The sequence below is a fragment of the Marinoscillum sp. 108 genome, assembly GCF_902506655.1.
Taxonomy (GTDB): domain Bacteria; phylum Bacteroidota; class Bacteroidia; order Cytophagales; family Cyclobacteriaceae; genus Marinoscillum; species Marinoscillum luteum.
Map to the genome: position 1 here is coordinate 2,544,072 of NZ_LR734808.1, position 19,300 is coordinate 2,563,371.

Genomic DNA, 19,300 nt, shown 5'->3' on the forward strand with positions numbered 1-19,300 from the left:
CTTATTGCTTTTTAAGTTGGTCTATCTCTCCTTCTTGCGCCTCTAGTCTTTCAAGGATGAGGTCTATTTGTTTATCCTTTTCAATAAGGTGGAGCGTCAGTTCCTCTATTTTCTCCAGCAGTTTGGCATTCATCTCCCCCAGCAAAATTCCTTGATCCGCCACCTCTGCAGCTGATGGGATACCAGGTAGATGCTTATTTGCTTTTATGAAGTCCGCTGTTGCCCCCAAATCTGGAAGCTCGTACCCCTCAGAGAAAACGTAATCTGGCCAGGGAGAGGCTTCTACTTTTACTTCCTTACTCCGAATGGTGCCCTTTACTTCCAGCTTTTCAGTGGGGTGAACGACACCAACACCGACATTGCCACCACCATAAGCCAAGGTCACATCTGCAGATGAATAATGATTTAAACTGGCGTAAGCATTTGACCGGGAATCCATGATCAAGTGACCAGTGCCATCAGTACTGGCCATAATATTCGGATACCCATTTGCCCGACCCACTAGCATGGTGGGCTGAGAGGCCAATGACAACAATTCCAATCTTGCATATGTGGAAGTTCCCCCTAATACCAGGCTTCCTTTGAAAAAAGAATCTCCATATCCGGCCAAACGAATATAGTTGGACTGGTCCCTACCATAAACATCAATCAATCCGTAACCATCATTTGGCCCATTGCTCCCACCTCCTCCTTTGGTTAATCTGACTGCATTAAAACTTCCCGCAGTGGTCTGATAGGCAAAATGATAGTGGCCATTCCAATTTGAAATCATGAAGTTAAGATCGGAGGCCCCTCCATAACCGTAGGACTCAATGACATTGGTGACATTGTTATGGGTGCCATCTCCGTCCGATTCAATTCTTAACCTGGCATAGCCACTGCCTTTATTCACAGTATATGATGACTCCTGGGCATAGGCAGAATGCACCAGCAATGTGATCATTAAATAAAATAGTAAGTCCTTCATTGTTTCTTATTCTCAAGGTTGGTTAGTCTCTCATTAAGCTTTTTGTTTTGCCGCTCCAGCTCGATCAAATGAAGGGTAAGCTCCTCAATCTTCTCCAGCAGCTTCGCATTCATCTCACCCAGCAAAATCCCCTGCTCCGCCACCTCTGTGGCTGACGGGATACCAGGTAGGTGCTTATTTTCTTTTATGAAGTCCGCTGTAGCTCCCAAATCCGGAAGCTCGTACCCCTCAGAAAAGACGTAATCTGGCCATGGCGCCGCTTCTACTTTTATCTCTTCCATGATGGCTTTGCCAGCCACGGCAAGCCTATAACCTGATGGAATCAAGTCTGTATTTACTCCGAGGGTTTTATCATTCGTATTGATAAACACCGCAGTACTCGTGGGAGCTCCATCCCCTGAGTTAATATCGGTGAATAGCAACTTATCGTCAGTCATTATCCTAAGTTGACCTCCATAATCATCAATTCGGCTGTAATAATTAGCCCATGAATCATTCCCCCACACCAATCCTTTGTTGGCAGTGCCATTATGAAACCGAATGGGATCCTCGAAGATGGTGGCGCCCTTCACATGCAGTTTGGACATTGGCTCAAGTGTCCCAATTCCCACTCTTTGGAGGTGTTCAGAATTATACACGACATTAGATGGGCTAATGGGCACAATACTCGATACATCTGAAACAGGAGTGAGGTTAAAATCAGTGGTAGGATCTGACACATCAGTAATGGTAAACCCATTAGCATATGTAGCATTGGGAGTGGGAGTACTCTTCAAAACAAGATAACGGTTAGCTCCTGATCCAACATAACCCCACTCAAGCTTGATCTGCTTGTGATTGTAATTATATTCACTAACAATGGTAAACTCAGCCGTATTGTAGTTCCCGGAAACAATATAAACCACCATTTCGTGTACTGCGAAATCGCCTGTGGCGTAAATTTTCACCAAACGATTACCCCGAGTTCCGATCTGATACCACGTATCTCCGCTCGGTACGGAGTTGGTATAGGGCTGACCAACAGCCCACTGACTAGCCATGATCGTGACGAGCAGGAAGAATAGTATGTGTTTCATCGAAGAGGTTGACATAAGCGGTGATCACCAACGGGCTTACATTTCTCTATTTAATTAAAATGACAATAGCCCAAAACAAAAAAAAGAAATTAACACATAGGATCAAAGGCTAATTTGTGAATAACGCAACTTCATGCTTTGATACTCTTGTGAACGCCACAAGAGCATATAACACTGACCTGTCAGGAAGGCTGTAAGAGCATACAGATATTCCTTCTCATAATTTTTTACTTATTTTCAAGTGCTTGAATTCTTCCCATGAGTTTGTCAAACTCGATGCTTTTAGACTCCAATTGCTCCAATCGTTCTAAAAGCTCGATCTGATAGAGCGTTAGTTCCTCTATTTTTTTCAATAGCCGCATGTTCATATCTCCAAGATCAATTCCATTTTCACCAATCTCAGTAGCAGAAGGAATTTCAGGAAGGTGCTTATTTTCGGTAATGTATGCTTTAGTTTCCTTTAGCGATAGGAGTTGGTAATCGGATTCAAAGACATAATCCGGCACATCAATATTTGCAAGCACCTTGACTTCAGTTGCTCTAATCTGTCCATTCACTGCCAACTTTGACTTAGGATCTTCAATGCCAATGCCAACATTTACAGAATTGGTTCTGTCCAATAGAATGCTATTACCTATGCTTAACAAGTTGATACCAGCTCTGTGCAGTTCCAGTTCACCATCGTTGACAATATCAATGGTGATATCATCGTCCTCATTTCCAATTCCACCAGTTCCGAATCCAATTGACGATCCTCCTTGTGATAAAATTTGATAGTTGTTGAGCGCTATGTTCCCATTTACATCTAATCTCTGCGATGGAGTAGATGTTCCAATACCAACCTTACCAATGCTTTGATCAGTGTGTTTGATAGTAATATCCGCAAAGAAGACAGGCTGTCCTCCGGCCCCTACCCCAAACGTATGCCCCAACTTCAAATCTGCGTTGTGTGCACCAATTACTGAATAAGAGTTATCTGTAGCCATTCCGATCGAAAGCCCTCTTGCTTCATTATCTACTCTTGTCACATCAAAGCCATAACTGATTGGATCAGTTGTTTCTAGCGGGGTACGCACCTGAAGGGGAAAATCCGGAGTAGTGGTGCCTATCCCAACCATTCCGTTATATAGATTTAGAAGATCATTATTCGAAGCACCACTTTTATAGATGTTCAGCGCTCCGGAAAATCCCGTTTGTTTGATAGAAAAACTTCCTCCTGAGTTGGTCACTAATCTCCATGAGTCAGAATTGTTTCTTATTTTAATGGTGCCCTCAATATCTAATTTCTCCGTTGGACTAGAAACACCAACCCCTACAGCCCCGCTTCGCCAAATCGGATCGGTCGTAGAATTACCATTCCATTGGGCCCAAAGGGTGGTTGACAGAAGTATGGCAGGCAACAATATCAGTGCTTTTCTCATCTTTTCTTAGATTTAATTTGTTTTATTTCAATGACTTCCGATCTGTGAAACTTGCTTCTCAAGTTCCTTGATTCTCATCTCCAGGGATTTATTTTGTTCGTGGTGAGCCCTTATTTCTTTATTCTGCTCAATGAGATAAAGCGTCAATTCCTCGATCTTCTGCAGCAATTTTGCGTTCATCTCTCCCAAGTTGATACCATGTGCTGTTACCTCAGCTTCACTGGGAATTTCGGGTAGATGTTGATGCTCACTGACATAACTTTCCAATTCCTCCAGGGGCCTTAGCTTATAGTCTTTTTCAAACACAAAGTCAGACCAGCCACTTGATTCTACTTTGATCTCTCTTGCCCCAATAGAACCTTCAACGGCCAGTTTGTGAGAACCCGTTGCTGACGTCCCCATTCCAATCTGACCATTATTTTTTATATATATCCTATCGATCCCAGCTGTTCGTAAGTGTAAATTAGCCCCTCCTTCTGCATCCAAAACCGCACCTCCAGTCCCTACCCAGAGCTGAGCACTTCTATTCTGAGCAGCATTCAAGATTCTCAACCCATAGCCGGAATTGGAGGATGATTGCTTAATAGCAAGCCTGTAGGTTCCGGGACTGGATATGCCCACAGCCATATTACCTGATGTGGTAAATACAAATTGAGGAGGCCCTGCAGCGGTTTTCAGGCCCAAATCCTTGTAAGATGTTCCGTCAAAGTTATGTGACGAAATATAATTTCCATAAGTATAATTGGCGGTAGAGGGTCCGGCAGCACCGATAGAAATACGGCCTTCACCTGTCCTAAATCTCGCCACCACATCAGACCCTGAATTTTCCAGCACGTCCAATTTGGATATTGGGTTTGTCATCCCCACCCCCATGTTACCTCCACTACTTGGGAACACAATAAAATTCCCCAAACCTGTCTTAATGGTCAGGTCACGATCATTGTACGTGAACAGAGAGAAATCATTTCCATCGCCGTAATCTGCACTTGATTCGTTCAGCATAAGCCCCGCTCCGTAATCGGAAGAAGTACCTATGCGAATAAACTTATATACCCCGGTACTGTAATGCTTTGGATTAAGGTATTGAACATCTACCTGTTGTGCAATGACACTTGAGGTGGAACACGCGAGCAAGATCGAATAGAAAAGAACTTTCATAGGTTAGGATTATTTGGTGGTAGATAAGTTTCTGGCTTATTTGGTGACAATATAAACCCAACAAAAAAAGAAAATTCCCCCTTAGAATCAAAGACTTATTTGTGAATAACGCAGGGCAGTGTGATTCAAACTCAGAATGCTCAGAAAGGTACGAGCGTTGGTGGTAAGGACCAACGCAGTAAGCCACCCGACTATTATCTGAAACAGCATCGCGCAGCTCCTAAACTGACTACTTCATCTCTACTGAGAACCGTTGTGAGCTTCCCTTGCCGAAAATGCTAGATTTCACTAGCTTTATCTATCGGTACCTACCAATTTCGTGGTAGCCGATCGCCTGGATTCATAACCAGGTCCAAAACCACAAATCTGAACATAAGGAAATGAAAAAATTAACACTCACAATTTGCTTGTCAATTCTTGCACTCATGGGATACGCCCAAGTGACCGAACTACACGTGCACGGAGACCAAACCAGCAACCGAATATCACAATCCGGGGGAACCTATACGGAACTGGCCCAAAGGACATGGAGTGGAAGTGCCGGGATTCTTTTCAGTGCATATGCGTCAGACACCTATGTGAATGGCGGGCTATCCACGACGGGCAACACAAAATACAAATTCAATCCATCTGTTTTTGGATCAACATCGCATGGCGCCAAAATGATCTATACCAACCATTCGAGTATTGGCTTTTTTATTAGTCCGGCCTCAACCGCCGCAGGGGACGATGTTATCTGGGGTGATCCCGTGCTTTGGTTAATGAGAGGTGGAGACGTTGGTATTGGAACTATCCAGCCAAATGCCGGCCTGCATGTTCAAAATAAAGATTTATTAATATCAAATGATGTGTCAACTGGCGGGACGGGTATTTCAAAACTTATATTTTCTGAAGGCTCAGACGATACTGCACCATTGGGCTTTTCCATCAATTATAACGGAGACAATTTCACAGGGGGAGACAACAAACTCTACTTCGAAAGCCCCACAGCAGGAGAAGTATTTACCATTAGAAATGATGGGAAGGTCGGAATAGGAACCGCCTCAACTGGCTCACACAAACTCGCTGTGAATGGCTCTATTGGAGCAAGGGAAGTTAAAGTGGAGGCGGGTACCTGGTCTGATTTCGTTTTTGAGCAGGGCTATAGCTTGCGAACACTTGAAGAAGTAGAAGAACACATCGCCAGGAATGGTCATCTTCCGGATGTCCCAAATGAGGCACAGGTAACCGAGAGCGGAATCAACCTGGGTGAAATGGATGCCCTATTACTCCAGAAAATCGAAGAGTTAACGCTCTATCTTATCGAACAGAACAAGAAAATAGAGGCGCTTCAAAATGAGCTCTCTGTCTTAAAAAGTAAATAACACGATCTGACATGTTCGCCAACCCCCATCGTTGGCGCACGCGTGTCGCGTGTGCTTTACTTTTTTCCTTTCCTATTTTATAAAATCCATCTCCAACAATCCCTTTCCACCACTGTAGCCGATGGCACTGCTGTATTTCCAATGTTCGGCCTCACTTACAAAACCCGCTTCAATGGGATTTTCATGTAGGCCACCTTCTGATCAATAACGTGACTGCTCCACAACTCCATTGGTTTATTGTATGCTGCCACAGTTGTTTTCCTTTCACATTGCTGGACTTAGAGCAGCTCGCTCAAACATCCACAAAAGTCATTCTTTCTTGCTTTCTCGAGGATTGTCCTCAATTTCCTTTTGAAGCTTCTTAGAGGTATATTCTTTAAATCTCCCCAAAAGAGCTTCCGGGTTGTTTTCTTTCGCGGAAAAGATAAGATGCAAATGACTCGGCATAATACACCAACAAAACACTTCCATTCCTTTGTGCTTGCGACAATGGTCAAGACGCTCGACATAATCGAACTATAGAGGTCTCTAACAAAAACCAGTTCCACTGCGGATCCAACCAATAGACCGTGGCAAAGCTCACGAAATATAGTCCTTCAGGATTGTGAAACTTGTACTTTCTACTCACAACGGAAAAATACTCAAAAAATAGAAAATCACATGAATAGAACAGATATTGCTCAAGGGAGCTCAAGGCACACGCGACACGCGTGCGCCAGCGTGGGGTATTTGATACTGCTAGCATACTATATAGCCGATTCTCAGAAGGAACATATAGCTGCCACTGAGAAAATGATCCATTCATCTCAGATTTATATTTATCCCCTTGATATAATATTCCTGAACCGTCCCCATCATCTGGTTAAACTGCTCTGATGTCATATTCGGAATATGGCTCTTGTAAGTATTCTGGTAGGTTATTTTGCTTTCAAAATCGGCATTATTAGGAATAAACAATGCAATTATTACAACGAGTACATTCATATCAACCTTTAATTAAGTAAACTAGCAAGACAAGTATTAATCCAACTAATACTATTATCAACTGAATTCGTCCCGACTGTGTGGATTCGGATTCCTTTATTTCATCATTCTCTTTCATCTTCTTGTTTTTTCACTTGTTCATCTATTACCGCATTTGAAGCAGTATTACCAACTTTATTAACCGTTTGCAAAATAGTCTCCTGAACTATATCATTCTTAGCTGCATTTCCCACAAGTTTAGAAGCATCTACCATGTTACCAACTAGTGAACCACTAACAGCAGAAATGCCAGCCTTAGTAAGTTCAACTCCCGCTTGCTCATAATCACCATCTACTGCATTTGCAACAGCCTTAGTGACTTTCCCCGTTGCAGAAATAGCGTCTCCTACTTTCATAACACTTAATCCAACCGGGCCTGTTACAGGAGTTGATGCCAATCCTGCATTGGATATTGCATCTCCTGTTTTGTCTAATGCTTCCCCCCAATCTTTTGTAACTTCTACTCCAAGTTTTTTAGCGTTAGTTGCAACCTGATTTGCATCGCTCCATGTACTTGCTGTATTAGTAACAAAACGACTTCTATCATCCATATTAACATGTGAAGGTACTCCTGATGTACCATTTATTGACCTTTGTACAGGCGCTCTCACATTAGAAACAATTCCAGAATATTTAACATAAAGTGCAGAGGCTGACGAAATGAAATAATTAACACAAACTGGGCAATCCCCATAAGGGTCATTTTGTAGAATAGGATTATTAAAACCAAAATGGTAAGGTGTCCAGCTCTCTTGCCCAGCCTGTTCTGCTTTAGGGTCAATACTGGTAAAGCGACCTAAAGCATAATCATACATTCTAAACTTCGTCATATCTAAGCCAAGCTCTGGTTGCCTTTCTGTAGCAAAAGTCTTTTCTCCTGTTCCCTGGTTGTAGAGATACTTATTATCTGACCCGTCTTTAAAGGAGTTAAAAGTAAGCCCAAAGGGATAATAATCGTCGCGCTGGATCACCACTCCCGCAGCGTCTACGGTCACCCGTACATTGCCCAGGTGGTCCGTGAGGTTGTACTTATAGTCAAAACCCGCACCATTCTTCACTGCACGACCTTCCCCATGCTGGATAAAATCGAGGGCTCCATTTTTGTACTGTATGCCGCCCACATAGTCAGTCGTCTCATCAATACCACTGGTTTTGTCAAAGAACTTGCGCAGCTTCACACCCTGGGCATTGTAGGTATAGTAGATGGTACCCTCAGGAACCACCACCTGCTCAGGTAGATTCAGGTAGTTATAGCTGATGTTGCTTATTGCCTTATTCGCGTCAGAAATCATATTGCCGCTTTGGTCATAAAGATACTCATTTGGCTGATTTCCCTCACTGAACTCTTCATCAAAAAGGCTATTGTCAGAGGTGTCTCCCACTGAGGTGAGCTGATTGCCGTAATAGTCATAGTCCAGGTTGTCGGCGTTGCTGTTATTGAACTTCCTCACCAGGGTCTGTATGTTGCCATTGAGGTCATAGCTAATACCGCTCACATTGTAGTAGTTAGTTTTGGACGAACTGTTATAAGTGGCGGCGGTCAGTCGACTCAGGTCATCGTAGCCAAATTTGTAGTTCTGACTGTTGGCATTTTGCCCCCCGCCGGTTGTCTTCCAAAGCATCTGCCCAATATTTCCATTGTACTGCTTATAGCCTGTAGGGGCCCCGTCGTACTTCAGCTCCATCCCAAATCTGTCATTCGCATCATCAAAGGTAGTGCCTCCGTTTACAGTGGTGAGCCACCCACGCGTATTATAGCGATAATCCACACTCTGTGCAGGAGCTCCAGTACCTTCCTGGCCAATATTCTTTTCAATGACTTGCCCCAGGTCATTGTACCGGTTTTGGGCAAGGAGCACCTCTGGGTCGGAGTTGATGGTCTGGTATTGCTTGAGCAACCGACCCTGACTGTCATATGCAAATCTGTCATCAATAGTCACGGATTCGCCTCCTGTATGAACGCGCCGTGTTTTCTCCACCCACCCAATGTGTTTGTACTGAGTGGTGATCCGGTCCTGGCCACCCACGTAGTTGGCAGAAACACTCTGGATTACTCTGTACTTCGCATCATAGTAGTTCAGCGACCAGTGATAGGCCGTCACACCCAAAACTTTTGTTTTGGTAGCCGTCACCTGGCCCTTCACCCGATCTGTTTTGGTAATGTTAAAATCCGCAGGCTTGGCATACTCGTAGCCTGAGGGGATACCAAAGGCATAATCATCATAATAGGTGACGGAGTAATAATGAAAAGGATCCGAATCAACCGGGTATGAACTATTGGTATACCCATGAATGGTGGACCCTCGCGACTCATAAAGTGGCGCACTACCCTGATAGAAGGTATCGACCGCATCCTGTACCGATTGCCTACCCCCGGATATTGTAGTCACGCCTGAGAGCACCGGTCTGTTGAGATGGTCATATTTGGTAAATGTCCATTGGTTAGACAATCGCTGGTTTCCATCCTGAGTAAGAATTAACCGATCGCGCTTGTCGTACACCATATGTACCCAATCAGCCCCAGGCACTTTCTTCCCAATGAGTCTGTTTCTCTGGTCATAGTTATACTCAAAACCATACAGATAGTTGAGAGCTCCGGCGCTGGTACCATCAGAGAGGCCTACACTGAAAGTTTCATCAGTAGTGGCTGTGAAGTTAAAACCCGGAAGCAGTGTGACCGAGCCCTTCACGATTTCATAGGATCTGCCATCATAGGAGTTTACAGCAAGGTCTTCGTTATAAACGTACTGGCGGGAGAGCTCGGCTATGTCCACACTGAAGCTAGCATCGAAACCAGTGACACTCCCCCCTGGGGTATGGTCTATTACTATATAATTGTTGGTGACTTTCACCGTATACTTGCCATCACAGATGGTTCCCAATGTCATGTCAGGGATGCGTTTTGTATTCAGGTGTACCGTATTTCCAGACTTCAGCGTATTGGAGCTAAACCCTGCACTAAAGTCCATGGTAAGAATATTGTTAGTGATGGCTACATCCACTGCCCCACCCCCTGATCCTGAGTTTTGAACAAACGAAGTATAATTCCAGGTGGCCGAAAAATTGGTGTAGGTTGTGGCTGGTGGAGTAGGTGAAAGCAACCCGGCAGATGCCATGGGTGGCAATACACGTCTCAGATTGCCCCGATTATCAAAGATGTAGTAGGTATCCAGCCCGGAAGCACCATCAAAAACACGTTTTAGAATCACCTGTCCTTTTCTATCTGTAAACTGATGGACTAAATGATTGTCTTCATCGTAAATCACGCTCACAAACAAGGTATTGTCTCCATAGAAGCCAGCGTCGTCCATTTCACCGGCAATATCTGACCACAAATATTTCCGCACATTATCTGCTGCAACATTGCTTCTGTAGCTCATTTTACGGGAATGATCTGAAAGGTCATCCGGGTTAGTGGTGGGTTGCCAGGGGGCACCCGGACTCCCCTGTTTTCTGGGCCGATCCAGCGGGGAATCTTCAAATATCGTTTTGGCAAAAGGCGCTCCGGTGGACTGTACACCTTCACTGGGGCTGCCGTAATATGATAGCTGATCTGCGACACGGGCATTGGAGTATGCACCAAACAAATTATCCGGGTATGGCATATACTCTGTATCCTGTCGCCCTTTTGCGTCATATGTGATGGGGGTAATCAGATCATATCCATCATTAGACGCAAACAGTGAGGAAGTTTGAACGGGCCTTCCCAGTCCATCGAAATAGGTTACTCCAATCATCCTGTCATTGGACTTCACATTGGAAGTAGTAACCGCATTGATCATCGTGCTGGTAGCCACATAGTTTTCTGTGGAGGTGAAAACAGGATATGCCGAAAAACCCAGCTCCAGGCCATAGGTCTCATTGATAGAAAATACTTTGGCAATGGTGCCCATGACTTCTGTATCAATGGTCAGGTAACCTGAAGCATCTATATCTACGAAGTAATCACCAAATGCCCCCAACCCCTTAAGGGTGACAGCAGGTACAGAATTGATCAATACAATTTGGCCTTGCTTGACACTCAAGGCCTTGGGAGTGCTGGCTGGCTGTGCCACGATAGAAACAGTAAGATAATTATCTGATATATCGATGGTAAGCCCCCCAGTATACCCAGCAGGAACAGTATTAAGAAAGGTACTAAGGGAATACTCCTGATGATAATCATCATAAGTCTGTGCCTTTAGCACTGAGGAAAAAAACAGGGTGAGTATGAAAAGGCTTGTTATATACTTATACATGGCTGGACGGGATTATTTGAAGTTGTAATCGTATGCTTGTAAAATATTGCCGGCTTCATCCTTTTTTTGCTTCAGCCTTCCCAATTTGTCGTATTCGAAAGTCGTTACCACATTATTAGGATCATTTACGGTTATCGGCTGAGCATTGTATCCCAGCACATATGAAGTCACCGTTGTACCAGCGGGGTACACTCGAATTTCATCCAATCTGGTAGCTCCGGACTTGGTGACCGTGCTGGAGTATGCCGTTTCACTTTGGAACTTCCAGGTACCATCATAATACCAAAAGGTCATTTTGAGTCCTGCACCCGAGGGTCGGTAAGCAGTGGGGATAACATACGAACCACTATTGTAATACTTCGTGCCCGTTTTGGCCGTTCCGGTGGTTCCCGCTACCTCTTCAAAGCTATTGTAATACACGGAAGCGATTGGTGCACCTTCAAAGCGTGCTACCGAAATCTGTTTGGGGCCTTCCCACCAGAACGCTACCCGCTTATCGTCTTCCTTATGAGTCTCTATCAGACCGTTTGAATTATAGACATAATGGTATATACTTGATTCATTCTGTCCGGTAGGGTAATATTCCGTGGTCTCAGGATATATATCATACCCGGCAACTGAAAAGCTTCGCTCCACTTTAGAAACAGGAAAACCATCTACCTTTTGCATCTCAATGATCGGGGTCTCTATCACGTTGCGTGTGACAAGGGTAGTGTAGGTAGAGCCAGACAAATCAGGAGCATATGATATCTCTTTTCTCTCTACTGTCCCATTGGAGTTCGTGGAAATAATGGCTGTGGGGAAGTTGTGATTATTACCATATTCATAATTCGTAATACTCGTCACACCATCCTTTGTGACAGTGCTCTGCTCCAGACGTGAGTATTTGGAAGTATAGCTATAGGCTTTTTTTACAATATAGGAGTAACCTAGGGCACATCCGCTTGTCCCATCCGGACTAGTCTCAACGGATATCCGAATACCATCAAATGCCGCGCCCAAAGCTGTACCATGATAATTTACCTCTGAGGAGACAAGGTTATCATCTGCATCACGATATTCACTCCCTGCTAGTCGCCCAATACCAATGACCTGAAACGGTGGTGGACTTGGGTATTCAAAAGTGACAGGAATGGGGTTTTGATTGGTGTAATTGTAGATTTCGTCAGATCCATCACTATTGGTGACTGTCACTTTAGAATACCCGATATGGTAGCCCTGAGTACTGGATAATATCGATTTGGGTGACGAGGTGATACGTTTACCTAGCCTAACCTCTGAGTTCAGCATCAAATTCCATTGAGCCCATTCCAAATTATTCTCTAAATCATCCACGTAGTCTCCCATGGGATCACCATCGTATAGGTTGGGGAGATCATAGGTAAAAGATTTACTCAAAACCACCGTACCAGAAGCGTCCTTACTCTGCACGGTTTTAATTCTCAGCCCTCCTATCACGTTATTAGACGCATCCTTATGAGCTTCAAAAATAAACTCCGAAGTACCCCCTGTTGGATACTTAATGGATTTTAGCGTGTAGGCCTGACCATTGGTAAAATTCGGCGCTCTGTTCGCATAGGTTTCCGGTGTAGGAGAATAGAAAAGTTGCAAACCTCTTGGGATTAGGTGATTCTGTTGGGATTCACCATTTGCATACCCCCAATGATCTTGTCCTAGTGAGTATCTTCTGGGCAAAGGAGTGGATTCATAATATGTAAACTCATGTTTCGGATTTACTAATGTTCCATCGCAAGATTTCTCTTGTATCCAATTGAGTTTTAATCGTTTGGTATCGGAAATGTCCGAAAAGGAATAATCTGATGAACCGGTTGCTGAAGAAAAATAAGAAGTATTTAACTCAAAGGATTTACAGATACCAAGTGAAGAAATTTGAATTTCCTGAATGGACTTTGCCACAGTATTAGCAGCTCCATTGGGGCTTCCGTATTGTGTAACGTCCTGACGTACTGAACCAGGAATAAGCGAAATGGTGGTTTTGGAGCTAATAATTGAGGAAAGTCGAACCCCGTCAACCCAGGTATAATTTAGCAGATGCGAAACACCAGCGACATCTCCACTAAGGGATGCCTGAGCATGATACATACTGATGGACTGTGACTGACGATTACCGTATCCATGATCATCTGCCTCATAGGTCAAATAGATATTATCATCACTATTTCTTGACTCAATTTTATACAGATACCATGAGCTGGTAGAGTAGGTATCATTACCGATAGAGCCAGAACCTGAAGGGTTGTATGTATAGACTTTGGATGTCGCAGCTGTAGTCCCAAAGTAATATTTAGTTCCATCTGTATCAACTATTTTCCATGAATGAGGAAAGGATATAACTTCAATTTTGATATCACTTCTGGGCAGGAGAACCACACCACCACTTTGGTCAAAGTAGAACTTCCCAGATTTTCCATTAAAATTATAAGAGAATAGGTCAGGCTCCGAATCAGCCCGGCCTTTTGCCGCATCATAAAAGTATTCAAAGCAATTGCATCCCACATTGCAACTCTCTTTGCATGCATTCACCCATTGAGATCCACAATTGTTTGCCGGATCTTCTATTTCAGGGGGTAATCCACCATCTGTATAATACCCCCAACCATTTCGGTTGGTTTTACCTCCTGTCCTTTGTATACCCTCATCAGGCGCTCCATTTACAGACCTTGATATCACCCCACCTGCAGACAAGCTCCACCCCAAGCCAACCGAACTAGCCACTTCGTTGACCTTTATACCAGATGCATGATAAGAAAGTGAAACTGGAAGGACTAATTCACCCTCTTTGACGGTATAAATTGGTATGGAAATATTAGGCACACCCGTATGGTAGCTCACTGGGATATCTACATACTTACCTAATGAGGCAGCATTGGGGTCATGAAAGGTCGGTTCATTGGAATAGTTATCTTGTGCATGAAGCACGTATACACTCACACTGAAGAGGAGTAATAGAAGGGGTCGTTTCATGATTGGCTGGATAAATTGGTTTGAGAAAATTGAATAATCAAGATCGGATAGAGACATCAATCTTGGTCTTTGATATGGGCTAATTCCTTTAATATATATTGATTTTGACGATTCAGGGCGTCAATCATCTCCTGCTGACGAATGGTATGCAAGGTCAATTCCTCTATTTTCTCCAGTAGTTTGGCATTCATTTCTCCAAGGGAGATGCCGTTTGCCGCCACTTCTTTGGCAGAAGGCATTCCTGGCAGGTGTTGATTGGCTTTAACGTATGCTGAAGTTTCTTCGAGCGTAGGCAGCGTGTAATCTGGATCAAACACGTAATCGGGCCACGAGCCAGACATTTCTACTTTCACCTCCTCCATAATGGCTTTTCCATCTACAGCAAAAGCGTAGTCTGCAGGTACAGAAGTGGTTCTGATACCCATCTGACCATCATTCAAGTCTATCCATACCTTAGTGGCCATTTCATCACTTTCTTTGAAATGGATCTCTGCATCAGCAAAAATGCTCATTTGTGACATGCTCATATGGCCTATCCCCATTCCGTCACTGGCCCCGTTGTTCACATCCAGCAAGCGAATGTCATTTTTGTAGACCATCAGATCTCCGCCACGAATGTCCAGGCGAGATCCTGGAGTGGCTGTACCTATTCCCACATCCCCATCAGTTTCGATCACCATCTTGGCAGGTAAGTCCCAGGCATTTCCGTCACCGCTGGTAGTAGTGGTGCCAAACCCAAATTCGAGGCGATCATTTCGCAATGCACCAGTATGATGGATGCCCCAGTGTTTGTTATTCCCTCCCCCTTCGGGGACATTGGTCAGATGAATCATAGAGGCGGCATTGTCCTTATCCAGAGCGATAATCTGCACCCTCGCTTCAGTAGCTTCAAATATATTAGCCAGAGTCAGATAATGCTGACTTCCAATATTTTGAGACTGAACATGAAACTTGCCTGCCGGAGCAATCGTGCCAATGCCCACCTCCCCGCTTGGAAGAATCGACATGCGCTCCGTAAAACCACTGCTGTTGACATACCTGAAGCGTATACCTCCTTGCGCCCCAATAATCATCTGATCCGTACCGGTGATTTCATTCACATCAAAAAACATCTGATTGGTACCATCAGAAAGGGTTAAGTATGACTTGGAAGCATCTGCTTTACCTCCCAAAGTACCCGAATGCAGGATATGAAACTTACCTGAAGGGGTTTTCAATCCAACACCAACCTTGTCAACTAACGAGTAAATCACAGACTGACCTTCGTAATCCCATGGTTGGGCCTGGAGTAAAGTATTGATTAAAACAAGTGCTATGAATAGGGTTAGTCTGGTTTTCATTATGGTTGGCGCTTGGTTCTATGGTTCTGTTTATTAAATAGATAGTGTAGCCACAAAACTCCTGTCAAATTCTTTGAGACTAATTTGACAATTAAAAAATAGAGGCTGTAGCGTACTGCTTAGAAGGGGTTCCTGGATCAGGAATGCACATCTTCCGGTTAGTCATCAGATTGGATGATGCATCCAAATCATTGTAGCGGTTGGAAAGGTCATAATTGGTAACGGTTGGTTAGACACCGCTAAAATGTAAAAAAATAAAAAACCTTCCTAGTAAAACTTATAAAAAACTGATTGCATTATATCTAAAGGGATGGATACAAGGTTTTGGATTTAATCTTTACTTCGGCTCGTCACTTTTATCATCCCTCAAATCCAATCCCTCACTCCCACGTATAACAACAAAAAAACCCTACCGATGTGGTAGGGTTTTCGATGGTGATCCGCCTGGGGCTCGAACCCAGGACCCACGCCTTAAAAGGGCGTTGCTCTACCAGCTGAGCTAGCGAATCGTGTGATTATTTTGCTTTTTTTTAAGGCCGTTTCCTTAAATTGCGGTTGCAAAAATAGGAAGCTTGTTTTCAAAATACAACAATGAAATACTTTTTTATCAGAATAATTCAGACAATGTTTCTAATCTTGGTCATCGGCCTTCCGATTTACGCTCAAAATGCCGAATTGTCGACTGCAGATTCCCTTTTTGCCAATCAAAAATACACAGAAGCACTGAAGAAGTATGAGAATATTTTTAATCAGGATAAAGCTTCTCCTGCCATGCTTACTAAGATGGCTTTCATACAGGAAGGTCTGGGCAACTATGCCGACGCCCTCTTCTACCTCAACCTTTACTACCTAAAGACCTCAGACAAGGCCGCACTCACCAAAATGCGTGAACTTGCAGAAGAACATCACCTGTCGGGCTTTGAGTATTCAGACTTTAAGTTCATGGCTAATTTCGTTAGAAACTATGAAGTGGAGATCCTTATCGTTTTGCTCGCCTTTTCTCTGTTCTTACTCATCTACGGTTATAGCAAGCGCAAGAAAGATGAGCTACCCAGAGTATCTCTTTTCCTGCAAGCCCTGACGCTCGTGCTCATTGGTTTATTGAGCAATCAACTTTTTCTTGCTGATACGGGTATCGTGAGCCAGGACCATTCGCTGCTCATGACCGGACCCTCTGCCGGGGCTGAGCCTATCAGCTACATAGAGAAAGGCAATAAGGTGACGGTGCTTCAATCTGATGCCCTGTGGACCAAAATTCGCTGGCAGGAAGAAGTGGCCTACATCCGTACCAAAAACCTCAAGACCCTATAAAAAAACAGGCGCCCGATGTAATCGGGCGCCTGTTTCATTTCTGCTTAATTGCAATTATTTATTTTACCGGCTTCACCGTTTTGATGATCCTTGCAGCTACTTTGTACGGATCTGCGTTAGATGCAGGTCTTCTGTCTTCCAGGTAGCCACTCCATCCGTGTGTCTTGGTATAAAGTGGGATACGGATAGAAGCTCCTCTGTCAGATACTCCATAAGAGAAGTCATTGATAGAGGCAGTCTCGTGCTTACCAGTCAGTCGCTGATCGTTGTAAGCTCCGTAAACCGCAATGTGTTCTTTCACCAAAGGTCTGAATGCCTCACAAACCTTCTCTACTTTCTCTTTAGAAGCAGCTGTTCTTAAGAAAGAATTGGAGAAGTTGGCGTGCATACCTGATCCATTCCAGTCAGTCTGACCAAGTGGCTTAGGGTGATATTCGATAAAAAGACCGTATTTCTCTACCAGTCTCTCCAGCAAGAATCTACCGATCCAGATTTCATCACCTGCCTGCTTAGCTCCTTTAGCGAAAATCTGAAACTCCCACTGACCAGCAGCTACTTCACCATTTGTACCTTCTACATTCAGACCAGCTGCAATGCAAAGATCCAGGTGCTCGTCCTTAATTTCTCTTCCAAAGACATTTTGTCCACCTACTCCACAGTAGTATGGTCCCTGTGGTGCCGGATATCCATTAGCTGGAAAACCCAAAGGCTTATCTGTAGCAGGGTCCCAAATGAAGTACTCTTGCTCAAAGCCAAACCAAAAATCATCATCCTCATCATCGATGGTCGCTCTGCCATTAGACTCGTGAGCAGTACCATCAGCATTCATTACCTCAGTCATGACCAGGTAGCCATTTTCATGCACCGGGTCCGGACAAACAAATACAGGTCTCAAAATACAATCAGAAGAACCTCCTTCTGCCTGCTCAGTAGAACTACCGTCGAAAGACCAATCATCCAGGTCTTCGAGCTTTCCACTGAAATTACTCACCACTTTAGTTTTACTTCTTAATGATTGGGTAGGCTTGTAACCATCAAGCCAGATGTACTCCAATTTTGACTTAGCCATGTTAATTCTGGTTTATATTTTAACTTGTTTAACTAAAAAAATTACGATTTAATTACCAAAATGTCGATACTTCAAATTTTAAAAAAATAACTGAATTATTAAACATTTTTCATCATTATTTATGAAATATTGTTAATAAACCAATAATTCCATAAATATTCAATACAAAATCCCATTTCCGAAAGACCTGAGATCTGGTCGGAAATGGGATCTATGATGTCTTAGCTGTGGACTCTTAGAAAGAGTACACTGCAGCAATCACGAATGAAGACAAAGAACTACCGGTTTTGAAGTCAGTAGGACTGTTGAATTCCGTAACCACTACATCATCTTCAGAGAAAGAATCCAATCTTACCTCAGGAATCAATGTCAGACTTCCTACGGTATAGTTGGCTGACAAAGTCAGGTCAATTATACTTTCGTCAGTAGTCAAAACACCCACTCCTTTGTCACTGAAATACTCACCTCTCAATCCCATAGAGAAAGCATCAGAGAAAGAATTTTGCAGATAAAGCGCTGCACCGAAGAAGTTGTCAGAAGCACTGGTTGCATTCACACCCAGGTAGAAAGATTCAGACAAATCCCATCCAGCAGTCAAATCAGCCTGGAAAAACTCATCATCAAACAAGAAGTTCAGGTAAGCTCCACCATAACCAATCTGCGCTCCACCAAGGTACTCGCCTGATGGGTTAAAATCTGTAGCGTCAGTTGGGTTAAACACACCCACCATGAAGCTCACATCACCAGCAGAGATATCCGCTTTCACTCCTGAGTGAGAGAATGGTCCGTATGAGAACATGTATGAGGTAGAGTAGTTGAAGTTGGCAGAAGGTGAGATCACCTCATAACCAAGGAAGGTATTGAAGTTACCCGCTGTAATTGTTAATGCATCGCTTACATTCCAGTATACATACAACTGGTTCACGATGTTCAAGGCAGGGGCAGAACCGAATACGGCATCCGCTCCTCTGGGTCCAAATACCAAATCTCCAACGAAACCTACTTTTTCTCCCTCGTAAGCAGCAATCAGATTAACCATACCCAAAGAAAACCCTGGAAGGTTGGCAAAAGATGATCCTGGAGCCTGAATTTCCTTCACGCCATCATCGTCAAAATCAGTATAATTTGCAGCATTCAGGTTAGTTCTGAAATAAGTATCCACAGATCCACTCAGTGAGAAAGAAGACTCTTCCTCTTGTGCTTTCACGGTCACAACTGCCAACAACAACATTGCAGCAATCAGAAATCTTTTTGATAGTTTTGTAAAAGTGTTCATAAGCTTTTTAAATAAATGAGTTTGGAAAGTTTTGAAACAGGCCTCTGAGTACTTTAATGGTTCCCGCCTTTA

Annotated in this window: 12 protein-coding genes and 1 tRNA gene; 2 read left to right on the forward strand and 11 right to left on the reverse strand. The window is 43.7% G+C overall.

Going from position 1 to position 19,300, the window contains the following annotated elements:
• Position 1 precedes the first annotated feature (1 nt).
• The 4 genes from GV030_RS10180 to GV030_RS10195 form a co-directional block, all read right to left on the reverse strand.
• Positions 2-943, reverse strand: a complete 942-nt coding sequence (locus GV030_RS10180) for a hypothetical protein (RefSeq protein WP_221413327.1) — start codon at positions 941-943, stop codon at positions 2-4.
• A gap of 20 nt (positions 944-963) precedes the next feature.
• Positions 964-2,043, reverse strand: a complete 1,080-nt coding sequence (locus tag GV030_RS10185) for a hypothetical protein (RefSeq protein WP_159582206.1) — start codon at positions 2,041-2,043, stop codon at positions 964-966.
• A 227-nt stretch (positions 2,044-2,270) separates the two neighbouring features.
• Entirely contained in the window at positions 2,271-3,464 is a 1,194-nt protein-coding gene (locus GV030_RS10190) for a hypothetical protein (RefSeq protein ID WP_159582207.1), read from the reverse strand.
• Between the two features lie 27 nt (positions 3,465-3,491).
• Positions 3,492-4,622, reverse strand: a complete 1,131-nt coding sequence (locus GV030_RS10195) for a hypothetical protein (protein WP_159582208.1) — start codon at positions 4,620-4,622, stop codon at positions 3,492-3,494.
• A 425-nt stretch (positions 4,623-5,047) separates the two neighbouring features.
• Between GV030_RS10195 and GV030_RS10200 the strand changes: the two genes are divergently transcribed.
• Positions 5,048-5,986 carry a hypothetical protein gene (locus GV030_RS10200; RefSeq protein WP_159582209.1) on the forward strand — a complete coding sequence of 313 codons (939 nt, stop codon included), beginning with the start codon at positions 5,048-5,050 and terminating at the stop codon, positions 5,984-5,986.
• 309 nt (positions 5,987-6,295) lie between these two features.
• Here GV030_RS10200 and GV030_RS21700 read toward each other — a convergent pair whose 3' ends face one another.
• The 5 genes from GV030_RS21700 to GV030_RS10225 form a co-directional block, all read right to left on the reverse strand.
• Positions 6,296-6,457: a transposase gene (locus tag GV030_RS21700; RefSeq protein WP_221413328.1), complete on the reverse strand. Its 162-nt coding sequence runs from the start codon at positions 6,455-6,457 to the stop codon at positions 6,296-6,298.
• Between the two features lie 617 nt (positions 6,458-7,074).
• Positions 7,075-11,247 (reverse strand): DUF6443 domain-containing protein, encoded by a 4,173-nt coding sequence (locus tag GV030_RS10210; RefSeq protein WP_159582210.1) that lies wholly within the window; start codon positions 11,245-11,247, stop codon positions 7,075-7,077.
• Positions 11,248-11,259: 12 nt separating this feature from the next.
• Complete coding sequence (locus GV030_RS10215) at positions 11,260-14,232, reverse strand: RHS repeat domain-containing protein (RefSeq protein WP_159582211.1); 2,973 nt, start codon at positions 14,230-14,232, stop codon at positions 11,260-11,262.
• A gap of 56 nt (positions 14,233-14,288) precedes the next feature.
• Positions 14,289-15,572, reverse strand: coding sequence for a hypothetical protein (locus GV030_RS10220; protein WP_159582212.1), 1,284 nt, complete (start codon positions 15,570-15,572; stop codon positions 14,289-14,291).
• Positions 15,573-16,005: 433 nt separating this feature from the next.
• Positions 16,006-16,081, reverse strand: a tRNA-Lys gene (locus GV030_RS10225).
• A 115-nt stretch (positions 16,082-16,196) separates the two neighbouring features.
• On the opposite strand from GV030_RS10225, the gene GV030_RS10230 reads away from it, so the two are divergent.
• Positions 16,197-16,883, forward strand: a complete 687-nt coding sequence (locus tag GV030_RS10230) for an SH3 domain-containing protein (protein ID WP_159582213.1) — start codon at positions 16,197-16,199, stop codon at positions 16,881-16,883.
• Between the two features lie 58 nt (positions 16,884-16,941).
• Here the strand turns inward: GV030_RS10230 and GV030_RS10235 are convergent, their stop codons facing one another.
• Together GV030_RS10235 and GV030_RS10240 are read right to left on the reverse strand one after the other, a co-directional pair.
• Entirely contained in the window at positions 16,942-17,952 is a 1,011-nt protein-coding gene (locus tag GV030_RS10235; protein ID WP_159582214.1) for a glutamine synthetase beta-grasp domain-containing protein, read from the reverse strand.
• 235 nt (positions 17,953-18,187) lie between these two features.
• Positions 18,188-19,228 carry an outer membrane beta-barrel protein gene (locus tag GV030_RS10240; RefSeq protein ID WP_159582215.1) on the reverse strand — a complete coding sequence of 347 codons (1,041 nt, stop codon included), beginning with the start codon at positions 19,226-19,228 and terminating at the stop codon, positions 18,188-18,190.
• Positions 19,229-19,300 lie beyond the last annotated feature (72 nt).